The organism is Arthrobacter sp. UYCo732 (assembly GCF_040547265.1).
Classification (GTDB): Bacteria; Actinomycetota; Actinomycetes; order Actinomycetales; family Micrococcaceae; genus Arthrobacter.
The window spans coordinates 155,062-166,101 of sequence record NZ_JBEPPJ010000006.1 but is presented as its reverse complement, the minus strand read 5'-3'; the positions used below and the strand labels follow the sequence as shown (position 1 = coordinate 166,101).

The following is an 11,040-nucleotide window of genomic DNA, read 5'->3' as shown; positions in this document are numbered from 1 at the left end:
TGGGACGGCGGCTAGTGGGCTACGGCGGCAGCGCCGTGTTCATCGATGAGGGCGCCGGTTTCGAAGCGTTCCAGTGCAAACGGCTGGTTCAGCTTGTGCGGTGTGCCCGTGGCGATGTTGTGGGCGAAGGTCAGGCCGGCGGCCGGGGTGGCTTTGAAGCCGCCGGTGCCCCAGCCGCAGTTCACGAACATGTTCTCCACCGGGGTGTTGCCGACGATGGGGGAGGCGTCCAGGGTGGTGTCCACGATCCCGCCCCAGGTCCGCAGCACGTGAGCCCGGGCGAAGATCGGGAAGAGCTCGACGGCGGCCGCCATCTGCTCCTCGATCACGTGGAAAGATCCGCGCTGGCCGTAGCCGTTGTAGGAGTCCACGCCCGCGCCCATCACCAGTTCGCCCTTGTGGGCCTGGGAGACGTAGACGTGCACGTGGTTGGACATGACCACCGTGGGGTGGACCGGCTCGTGCAGTTCGGAGACCAGTGCCTGGAGCGGGTGGGACTGGATGGGGAGTTCGAAGCCGGCCATTTCGGCCAGGACCGAGCTGTGCCCGGCAGCGGCGAGGCCCACCTTTTCGGTGTTGATGGTGCCGCGGTTGGTCTTGACGCCGGTGACGCGGTTGCCGTCCTTGACGAATCCAGTGACTTCGCAGTTCTGGATGATGTCCACGCCCAGTTCGTCGCATTTGCGGGCGAAGGCCCAGGCCACGTGGTCGTGCTTGGCGATCCCGGCCCGCGGCTGGTAGGTCGCTCCCATGACGGGGTAGCGGATGTTGTCGGAGATGTTCAGGATGGGGCAGAGTTCCTTGACCTGCTTGGGGTCCAGCCATTCCGCGTCCACGCCGTTGAGCTGGTTCGCCCCCACGCGCCGCATGCTTTCACGGACGTCGCCCAACGTGTGGGCGAGGTTCATCACGCCGCGCTGGCTGAACAGGAAGTCGTATTCGAGTTCCTCGGGCAGGATTTCCCAGAGCTTGAGGGCGTGCTCGTAGATGGCCGCGCTCTCGTCCCAGAGGTAGTTGGAACGGATGATGGTGGTGTTCCGGGCCATGTTGCCGCCGGCCAGCCAGCCCTTTTCCAGGACGGCGATGTTGGTCATGCCGTGGTTCTTGGCCAGGAAGTACGCGGTGGCCAGGCCGTGCCCGCCGCCGCCCACAATCACGGCGTCGTAGCTTTTCTTGGGGTCCGGGTTGCGCCAGAGGAAATCCGGGTGCTCGGGGAGCTGTTGGGTGCTCACTGTGCTGCTCCAATCAGGTCTGCTTCAAACGGGGCGATCCCGCCGCCGTCGGGCGTTGAAAGATGCGGGTAGAGGGGGAACTGTTCTGCAAGTGCGGTGACCCGGGCGCGGAGTTCGACGGCGGTGGCTTCGCTGAGGGACGTTGTCCCGGTGGTGCCGGCGCCCGCGGCGGCGATGAGCGCCGTCGCGATAATGTCCGCGACTTCGGTGAATTCGGCGGCGCTGAAGCCGCGGGTGGCGAGGGCGGGCGTGCCGATCCGGAGCCCTGAGGAGACCATCGGCGGGCGGGGGTCGAACGGGACAGCGTTACGGTTGACGGTGATGCCGATCCGGTGCAGCGCGTCTTCGGCCTGCTGGCCGTCCAGTTCAGAGTGGCGGAGGTCCACCAGGACCAGGTGAACGTCCGTGCCGCCGTTGACCACGGAGATGCCGGCGGCTGCCACGTCTTCGCGGAGGAGACGTTCGGCCAGGAGTTTGGATCCCTGCAGGACGCGTTCCTGGCGTTCTTTGAATTCCGGGGTCCCGGCGAGCTTGAAAGCCACGGCCTTGGCAGCGATGACGTGCTCCAGCGGGCCGCCCTGCTGGCCGGGGAACACTGCGCTGTTGATCTTGCGGGCGTACTCCTCCTTGGCCAGGATGACGCCGCCGCGCGGGCCGCCGAGGGTCTTGTGGGTGGTGGTTGTGACGACGTCGGCGTAGGGCACCGGGTTCGGGTGCAGTCCAGCCGCCACCAGGCCGGCGAAGTGGGCCATGTCCACCATCAGGTACGCACCCACCAGATCGGCGATCCGGCGGAACTCGGCGAAGTCGAGCTGGCGGGAGTAGGCGGACCAGCCGGCCACGATCAGTTTGGGTCGGTGTTCCAGGGCCAGCGCTTCGACTTCGGCCATGTCTACCCGGAGGTCGGATTCACGCACGTGGTAGGGGACCACGTTGTAGAGCTTGCCGGAGAAGTTGATGCGCATGCCGTGGGTGAGGTGGCCGCCGTGGGCCAGGCTCAGGCCCATGATGGTGTCGCCCGGCTCAAGCAGGGCGAACATGGCCGCGGCGTTGGCCTGGGCGCCGGAGTGGGGCTGGACGTTGGCGAACTCGGCACCGAACAGGGCCTTGACGCGGTCGATGGCCAGCTGCTCGATGACGTCCACGTGCTCGCAGCCGCCGTAGTAGCGCTTGCCGGGGTAGCCTTCGGCGTACTTGTTGGTCAGGACCGAGCCCTGCGCCTCCATGACGGCGGAGGGGGCGAAATTCTCCGACGCGATCATTTCCAGCGTGGACTGCTGGCGGACCAGCTCGTTGTTAATGGCCTGCTGGACCTCGGGATCGACTGCGGAAAGTCGCTCGTTCAACTGCTCAACCACGGATGCTCCTTTGAAATACCACTGTTGCTTTGACTGATATATCAGTGTGAGGTCAATGGTATGATCGGAATCACAGCAGAGTCAATAGGCCAGGCAAAGTTACTTCCTGCCACGGCTCGAACCCGAGAACGGAGAGCTCACTTGAACGCACTTCCCGTCCTGCCGCAGGTGGAGGATGTTGTCCTCTCCCAGGCCGAGGCTGCCTACCGGCAGCTGCGCGACAAGCTGATCATGCTGGAAATCCGCCCGGGCGAGCCGATCAATGACGGCCAGTTGGCGGCCGAGCTCGGCTTCAGCCGCACCCCCGTGCGGGAGGCGATCAAGCGGCTTGAGGGGGACCACTTGGTGGTTTCCTATCCCCGCCGGGGGACTTTTGCCACGACTGTGGACTTTACCGAGCTGGCTGATGTGTCCGAGATCCGGGAGTTGCTGGAGCCCCTGGCCGCCCGCCGCGCGGCGGACAGGGCAAACGAGGGCATGCGGCGCGAACTGCTGCAGGTGGCGGACGCCATAGCCGGCATTGATCCCGGGACAGGGGAGTCGCGTGATCTGATGCGCTACGACCTGATGGTGCACCGGCTCATTTACAAGGCGGCAGCCAATCCGCACCTGGAAGACACCCTGATTCGCTATGACAACCTGGCCACCCGCATCTGGTGCGTGGTGCTGGACAAGGTTCCCTCGGTGACCGGCCACATCACCGAGCACGTGGACCTGCTCATGGCGGTGGCGGCCGGCGACGCGGACAAGGCCGGGGAACTTGCCCTGCATCACGTCACGAGCTTCGAGGAAACCATCCGCAAGGTGCTGTAGACGCGGCGGCGGGGGGCAACCTTGGTTCCGTTATCCCTCGACCTGCCGCGCGCCCCTCGCTAGTCTGGCAGCCATGAGATCGATTCGAGGTAGGCCTGATCGACGTAAAAGGTAGAGGCGGCATCCGGCTGCCGTTGCGCGAAGGAGCGCAGCATAGGAATCCTCGCCTTGAACCTGTCCGAAGAGGCTCCCCGAATACTGCCGCGACACCGCCGAGCCATGGTCCGTCTTCTGCGCAGCAGGGATAAGGACGACGGCGGCAGCGGCTGCCGCGAGCGGGGAACCTTTCCTGGTCGTGTGGGCGGCTACGCGGGCGCCCTGGTCGACGGCGGTCTCCGCCGATTTGACCGCTGTTCGATCCCGGCATGGAGCGGCTGCGCGGCTGACCAGCCCTGGGCCGGTAGGTGAGCCAGGGGCCACGACCGCCGGGTTCCCTGGCCGAGCTTGCGAGGTACAGGCCCGGTTCCACGCGTGCTCGCTCGTTCCTCGCTTGGACGCAAGCTTTAAAATCCGCAGCCCGCCGGCTGGGGGAGTCCCCTGCCGGCGGGCTCTCGCGTGCCGGACGGTAAGTGCCCCTCCCCGGACTGTTCCAATCAGTCTGTGGACAACGAAGCGGACCCCCCTCCCGGCCTGGCACAAGGGCCGAAGCACCGGCGTCGCGAATTTGGGCCAGCCCTGCCCTAAACACCACCGCATGAGGCATACCAGCGCCTGCCGGCCCCAGGCTACCGACCCGGACTTCGTCCACACCGGGCTATCCCTGGGAGAAGTTGCCGCGGTCAGATTCCGCCGGGCACCAGGTTTCGACAGCCTCAATCGCCACAAGTTGCGGAATCAACCCACCTTGGCCGGCTCGCATCCTTGGGCCGCTCGGCGCCACCAGTCGGGGCACGTCGGCAACAGAGCTCCAGGCGCGGCTCCAAGCCCGACCAAGACAATGCGCTTACAATGCAACGAAGCTTCGCCAAACGCAACCCCAGGACGCTCAATTTCAATGGGATCGCGCCCGGCGCGCGCCCTGCTCAATTCAAGGCAACTGAAAAGAATCGGCGACTTTCCCGCGGTAACATCCGAAAAGAAACCATTGACTGTGGCGTCCATCACGCATAATCTGGTGCAACAGCGTTGCGCTTATTGCAACCCCAACAAATTTGGTGGACAAATGAGTAACGAAACTTCATCCCCCCTCCTCCCGGGAGGCGCAAACCCGGAGCATGACGGCCCACATGAGAGCCGCAGTGCACTGAGCGGAAAGAAATTCGAACCGGCTGACAGTGCCGTCAGCAAGGAAACGCGCCGCAGGGTCATCGCGGCCAGCTTCATCGGCAACTTCGTTGAATGGTTCGACTACGCCGTTTACGGCTACCTCGCCGTCACTATCGCCACAGTCTTTTTCCCTGAATCCAACCCCCAGACCGGGCTTCTGCTGACCTTCGCACTATTTGCAATTTCGTTCCTCGTGCGCCCGCTCGGTGGGTTCGTCTGGGGCCACATCGGCGACAAAGTCGGCCGACGCACCGCACTGTCCCTCTCAATCCTGATCATGTCCGGGGCCACGTTCTGCATCGCCCTGATCCCCGGCTACGACACAATCGGCATCTGGGCACCGATCCTGCTTCTAATCATCCGCGTAGCGCAGGGCTTCTCCGCATCCGGCGAGTACGCCGGAGCCTCCGCCTTCCTGGTCGAATACGCTCCAGCCAACAAACGCGGCCTATACGCCGCAGTGGTTCCCGCCAGCACCGCCGCAGGCCTGCTCTTCGGCTCCCTGCTTGCAGGCCTCCTGACAGTCCTGCTTAGCACCGACGCAATGCACAGCTGGGGCTGGCGCTTACCGTTCCTGCTCGCAGCTCCGATGGGACTGATCGGGCGTTACATCCGCACCAAGCTCGAAGACACCCCGGTGTTCCGCGAGCTCGCAGCGGAGGACGAAACCATCAAGGCGCCCGTGTCGGGCCTGTTCCGGAACCACTGGCGGCTGTTGCTCAAGGCCGTCGGGGCCGTGCTGCTCAACGCCGTCGGATTCTACGTCATCCTCAGCTACATGCCCACGTACTTGTCCACGGAGCTGGGCCTCGGCGCCACCGAATCATTCCTCGCCACCACCATTGCACTCGTTACTTACATCGGCTTCATCTTCCTTACGGGGATGCTCTCGGACCGGTACGGACGCAAGAAGGTGCTGATCAGCGCATCCGTCACCTTCATCCTGCTGACCGTGCCCGCCTTCGCGCTGCTGGGAACGGGCAATTTCCTGGTCATCGTGCTTGTCCAGATCCTGCTGGGCGCGATGCTCACCCTCAATGACGGAACGCTTCCCAGCTTCCTGGCCGAAATGTTCCCCACCCGGGTCCGCTATAGCGGCTTCGCCGTCAGCTTCAACCTCTCCAATGCACTCTTCGGCGGTACAGCCCCCTTCATGGCCACACTGCTGATCGCGGCCACAGCCAACGTCCTGGCTCCGGCCTGGTACTTGGTTGGCGCCGCCGTCGTCTCCCTGATCGCCGTGGCTCTCTCCAAGGAAACCTGCAAAGAGCCGTTGCGGCACGAATAGTCAATCTTTCCAACCACTTCCAGCTCAACAACGCATTAGAGAAAGGCATCGTCACGATGACCATCAGCACCGAGAACGCCACCACCGAGAACGCCACCACCGTCGCCGAACTGGAGCGCCTCAAGGTCCTCAAGAACGGCGAGAAGGTCAGCCTGACGTTCTCAGACACCGAGTTCGAGCGCCGGCTCGCCGGCCTGCGCCGCATCATGGCAGAGAAGGATCTGGACGCCGTCGTCCTGACCAGCTACCACTCCATCAAGTACTACTCCGACTTCCTCTTCACCACCTTCGGCCGCTCCTACGCCATGGTGGTCACCAAGGATGACAACGTCACCGTCACCGCCAACATTGACGCCGGGATGCCGTGGCGCCGGAGCTTCGGCGATAACATCATCTACACGGACTGGCGCCGGGATAACTACATCTTCGCGATCCAGGAAGTCCTGCGCACCCGCGGCATCAACCCGCGCCGCCTTGGTGTCGAGGATGACTCGCTGCCGCTGGACAACCGCAACAAGATCCAGGCCGCCTTCGCCGGCGCCACCTTGGTGGACGTGGCCCAGGCCGCCATGCGTCAGCGCATGATCAAGTCCGCCGAGGAGATCGAGGTCATCAAGCACGGTGCCCGGATCGGTGACCTGGGCGGGGAAGCCATCCGCAACGCCATCACGGCCGGCATCACCGAATACGAGGTCGCCCTGATCGGCACCGAGGCCATGGTCCACGAGATTGCCCGGACGTTCCCGGACTCCGAGATCCGCGACACCTGGGTGTGGTTCCAGTCCGGCATCAACACCGACGGCGCCCACAACTGGGCCACCACCCGCAAGATCCAGGAACACGACATCCTGTCCCTGAACTGTTTCCCGATGACCTCCGGCTACTACACCGCCCTGGAGCGGACCCTGTTCTACGGCGAACCGGATGCCCGCTCGCTGGAACTGTGGAACATCAACGTTGAGGTCCACAAGCGCGGCCTGGAGCTGATCAAGCCCGGCGCGGTCTGCAAGGACATCGCCGCCGAGCTCAACGAGATTTACGTCGGCCACGGCCTCCTGGCGAACCGCACGTTCGGCTACGGCCACTCGTTCGGTGTCCTCAGCCACTACTACGGCCGGGAAGCCGGACTGGAGCTCCGCGAGGATATCGACACCGTGCTGGAGCCGGGCATGGTGGTCTCCATGGAACCGATGATCACCGTCCTGGACGGCCAGCCGGGCGCCGGCGGCTACCGCGAGCACGACATCCTGGTGGTGGGCGAAGACGGGGCCGAGAACATCACCAAGTTCCCGTTCGGCCCGGAATACAACATCATCGGAGCTTAACGCCTCCGGTGGTTGAGCTTGTCGAAAACCCGGTTTCGGAAAGTGCAGCCACCCGGTGGGAAGCGGCGCCGCGCCTGACGTGGCGCCGCTTTCCGCTGGCTATGCGCAATGATAGTGAGCACCATGACCACACCAAAATCCACTAATACCAGTGGCAGTGATACCAACGGCAAGGGCGATACCAAGGGTGCCTCAGTCATTGAGAACGCCATCGCCGTCCTGCGGTCATTCACCGCCGACGAGCCGTTGCTGGGCGTCACAGAAATCGCCAACAGGGTAGGCCTGCACAAAAGCACTGTGTCACGCATCCTGGCAACCTTCGAACAGGAAAACCTGGTGGAACGGGATGAGGACACCCGCCGTTTCCGCCTGGGACTCGGCCTGATCGCCGTCGCCGGTCCCCTTCTTGCCGAACTGGAGGAGCGCCGCGTCGCCTATCCGGTGCTGCGCGAACTCACCGAACTGACGGGGGAAACCAGCGCCCTGATGATGTGGGAGGGCAACGAGTCCATTTGCGTGGAGCAGATCGCGAGCCGCCACCAGATCAAACACACCGCGCCGTTGGGGGCGCGATACAGCGACGCGTTGAGTGCCTCGGTCCAGGTGTTCCTGGCAACCGAGCCGGAGGAGCGCGTGCGTTCCCTCCTGCTCAGCGGGGCCATCAGGTATCCGGGGCTGGATGAGACCAGTCTCGAGGGATACCTGCTCCGCCTCAAGGATGACGTCCGCCGAGGCTGGGCCGTCAACTACGGGGAGTCTTCGCTGGACGAAGTAGGCCTGGCCGCCCCCGTCTACGATCACCGCGGCAACTTAGTGGCAGCCGTGCTCATCCCGGCCCCACGGTTCCGGGTCTCCAAAGAGCGTCTGCAGACCCTCGGCGAATCCTGCATGGCGGCGGCGGACAAGGTCACCGCGCGGTTGGGCGGGAGTGCGCCCGGTGCCAGCCGCTAAGCACCCCAGGACGCTCTCCCACTTAATGCAACGAAGCCACATGGCTGAGCTGCGGCGTCGCGCGTTTGTGTTGCGGGCGCTGGCGGGCGCGGCAACGGCGGCAGCTGGAAGTTCAGTTGCAGCGTGTTCATCGGGGATCAAGGGGGATGGCGTGAAGCGGCACAGGTACCGGTACGGCGTGGATCCCAGCCAGTGGGGCGAGCTTTTCCTGCCGGAACTGCCCGACGGCGGCGAGCACCGCGGCGTGGTGGTGGTGATCCACGGTGGCTACTGGCGCTCGCAGTATGGTGCCGAACTGGGGGAACCGCTCGCCAAGGACCTGGCCGCGCACGGCATGGCCGCCTGGAACCTTGAATACCGGCGGGCCGGGAGCGGCGGGGGGTGGCCGAACACGTTCATCGACGTCCTGGCAGGCATCGACAAGCTGCAGGATCTCGCCGCCACACACGCTTTGAACCTGGGCCCGGTGGTGGCACTGGGCCACTCGGCCGGCGGGCATCTCGCTGCCTGGGCTGCGGGCCGGGGCAAGCTCGCGCAGTTGGGAATGCCGGATGCGGACCGCCAAGTCCCGCGCCGGCAGGATGCGACCTCGGTGCACCTGACCGGTGTCGTCAGCCAGTCCGGGCTCCTCAACCTCGCCGAGGCAGAGCAACTCAACCTCAGCAATGGTGCGGTGAGCAACCTGCTGGGTGGGCCGTCGTCGAAATATCCCCTCCGCCACAAATACGCGGACCCGATGACCACCCTGCCGCTGGCGGTGCCCGTAATTGCGGTCCACGGAACCGACGATGACACTGTTCCGCCGAGCCAGTCCGAATCCTACGTCACAGCAGGTAAAGCAGCAAACATGGACACGCGGCTGGTCAAAGTTCCCGGCGACCATTACGCCCTTATTGACCCCAAAACGCCCGCCTACCGGACGAGCCGCGAGCTTGTCCGTACCCTTCTGGGATAGATTCGGGACCATGCGGACGAGCTGCACGAATTAGGTGCGTCATATTTAGACATTGGACGTCCCATCTCCTGTTACCCTTGATGAGTAATACAAGGCGTTGCCGCCCGGCGCGGCAAGGAGGAGACCCCGGTGGCCACTGCATCGCAAGAAGTATCGCCCGCCCGCTTCAGCGCGCAGCTCCGTTCGCATGCCCTGCAGACGCGGATTATGGACCTCATCCTGGAGCGCGGCCTCGACGTCGGCGATGCAATGCCCACCGAAAGCGAACTCTCCGCCGAACTGGGAGTAGGGCGCAACACCGTCCGCGAATCCCTGAAAGTGCTCCAGGCCCTCGGCGTCATCGAGATCCGGCACGGGTTTGGGATGTTCGTGGCGCCCAACAACTTCAGCGCCCTGGTCTCCGGCCTGACCTTCCGCTGCCGGCTGTCCCTGCGCCACAAGGGGGAAGAAGCCTTGGAACTCATCGATGTGCGCCAGGCTCTCGAATCCGGGCTGATCGGTTCCGCCATCGACCTCCTCACCGACCAGCACCTGGCGGATTTGCGCGCCACCATGGAAGCCATGGAGGCCGCAGCCAAGAAGGGTGATCACCTTTACGTGCACGACGCCGAGTTCCACCGCCGCCTGTACGCTCCCCTTAACAATGAGCTGCTGACCAACCTGATGGACGTGTTCTGGCAGGTGTACCGCAAGATCCACCTGGCTCTCGGCACCGGTCCGGTCAACCTCGAACAGCAGGCCCAGGACCACTGGGACATCTACGAGGCCGTGGCCAACAAGGACAAAGCCCTGGCCTCCGAACGTCTGCAGCGCCACTTTGACGGCATCCGCCTGAAACTCAAGGAGGTCGCGGCCCGATAGTGCGGCCGCCGCCTGTTGGTTCCGTTCTTCCGCCGCCGTCCGTAACCCCGGGCGGAATCAGTCCTGCCCGATTTTTTCGTAGAGAGTGCCTTTGACGTGGAAATTTTCGTAGTGCCTACCGCCTCAGCCACCGGTTCCGTTGCCGCCGGGATCCTTGCCGCCGTCATCCGAAGCAAGCCCGACGCCGTCCTGGGCCTGGCCACAGGAGGCTCGCCGCTGCCGATATACAAGGCGCTGGCCGGCCACACGGTGGACATGTCCGCCGTCACCGGCTTTGCCCTGGACGAGTACGTGGGGCTGCCCGTCGGCCACCCTGAAAGCTATGCCGAAGTTGTGCGGCGTGAAGTGACGGAACGGCTGCAGCTGGACCCCGCCAACGTTGCCGTTCCGGACGGCAGTGCCGCGGACCCCGAGCGTGCCGCCGCCGACTACGACGCCGCCATCGCCGCCGCAGGCGGCATCGACGTACAGATCCTTGGCATCGGCCACAACGGGCACCTGGCCTTCAATGAGCCCGGCTCCACCCTGGAATCCCGGACCCGCGTGGAGGTGCTCACGGAACGCACCCGCGAGGCCAACGCCCGGTACTTCAGCACTCCTGGGGAAGTTCCAACCCGGTGCATCACCCAGGGCCTGGGCACCATCATGGAAGCCGGGCACCTCCTGCTTGTGGTCAGCGGCGCAGAGAAGGCCGGCATCCTGGCCGCCGCCCTGAACGGACCCGTCACAACCGACGTCCCGGCATCGATCCTCCAGCGGCACCCGCACGTGACCGTGGTGGCCGACGAAGCCGCTGCTGCGAAGCTGGCGCCGGGAAGCAGCCAGGTCGCCGTGCGCGTCGCGGGTGCGACCGCGGGCGTCTGAGCGCGGGGCCGGTGCTTTATGCCGGCCAGTCGCAGAAGCCGTGGAACGCTCTCTCACTTCTGCGCGTTTTTGCAGACGCTCTCTTACTCGACGTTGCCCCTGGGCTCTTTGTTTTACAACGAGGCTG

At 64.7% G+C, this 11,040-nt stretch carries 9 protein-coding genes; 7 read left to right on the top strand and 2 right to left on the bottom strand.

Going from position 1 to position 11,040, the window contains the following annotated elements; translation table 11 throughout:
• Positions 1-11: 11 nt before the first annotated feature.
• Together ABIB45_RS11250 and glyA are read right to left on the bottom strand one after the other, a co-directional pair.
• The gene (locus ABIB45_RS11250; RefSeq protein ID WP_354215940.1) at positions 12-1,232 is read right to left on the bottom strand and encodes a sarcosine oxidase subunit beta family protein; all 1,221 of its coding nucleotides are present in this window, start codon (positions 1,230-1,232) and stop codon (positions 12-14) included.
• The gene (glyA, locus tag ABIB45_RS11245) at positions 1,229-2,590 is read right to left on the bottom strand and encodes a serine hydroxymethyltransferase (RefSeq protein ID WP_354215939.1); all 1,362 of its coding nucleotides are present in this window, start codon (positions 2,588-2,590) and stop codon (positions 1,229-1,231) included. Before glyA ends, ABIB45_RS11250 begins: the two co-directional genes overlap by 4 nt.
• Positions 2,591-2,731: 141 nt before the next feature.
• On the opposite strand from glyA, the gene ABIB45_RS11240 reads away from it, so the two are divergent.
• The 7 genes from ABIB45_RS11240 to ABIB45_RS11210 all read left to right on the top strand — a co-directional run bounded on the left by ABIB45_RS11240 (position 2,732) and on the right by ABIB45_RS11210 (position 10,913).
• Complete coding sequence (locus ABIB45_RS11240; RefSeq protein ID WP_354215938.1) at positions 2,732-3,403, top strand: GntR family transcriptional regulator; 672 nt, start codon at positions 2,732-2,734, stop codon at positions 3,401-3,403.
• Positions 3,404-4,565: 1,162 nt separating this feature from the next.
• Positions 4,566-5,957 carry an MFS transporter gene (locus ABIB45_RS11235; RefSeq protein WP_354215937.1) on the top strand — a complete coding sequence of 464 codons (1,392 nt, stop codon included), beginning with the start codon at positions 4,566-4,568 and terminating at the stop codon, positions 5,955-5,957.
• 56 nt (positions 5,958-6,013) lie between these two features.
• Positions 6,014-7,282 (top strand): aminopeptidase P family protein, encoded by a 1,269-nt coding sequence (locus ABIB45_RS11230; protein ID WP_354215936.1) that lies wholly within the window; start codon positions 6,014-6,016, stop codon positions 7,280-7,282.
• Between the two features lie 123 nt (positions 7,283-7,405).
• On the top strand, positions 7,406-8,233 hold the full coding sequence (locus ABIB45_RS11225) for an IclR family transcriptional regulator (protein ID WP_354215935.1): 828 nt from the start codon (positions 7,406-7,408) through the stop codon (positions 8,231-8,233).
• Between the two features lie 151 nt (positions 8,234-8,384).
• A complete protein-coding gene (locus ABIB45_RS11220; RefSeq protein WP_354215934.1) occupies positions 8,385-9,188 on the top strand; it encodes an alpha/beta hydrolase in 804 nt (267 codons plus the stop codon).
• A gap of 129 nt (positions 9,189-9,317) precedes the next feature.
• Positions 9,318-10,049 carry a FadR/GntR family transcriptional regulator gene (locus ABIB45_RS11215; protein WP_354215933.1) on the top strand — a complete coding sequence of 244 codons (732 nt, stop codon included), beginning with the start codon at positions 9,318-9,320 and terminating at the stop codon, positions 10,047-10,049.
• A 96-nt stretch (positions 10,050-10,145) separates the two neighbouring features.
• Positions 10,146-10,913, top strand: a complete 768-nt coding sequence (locus ABIB45_RS11210) for a glucosamine-6-phosphate deaminase (RefSeq protein ID WP_354215932.1) — start codon at positions 10,146-10,148, stop codon at positions 10,911-10,913.
• The last annotated feature ends 127 nt before the right edge of the window (positions 10,914-11,040 follow it).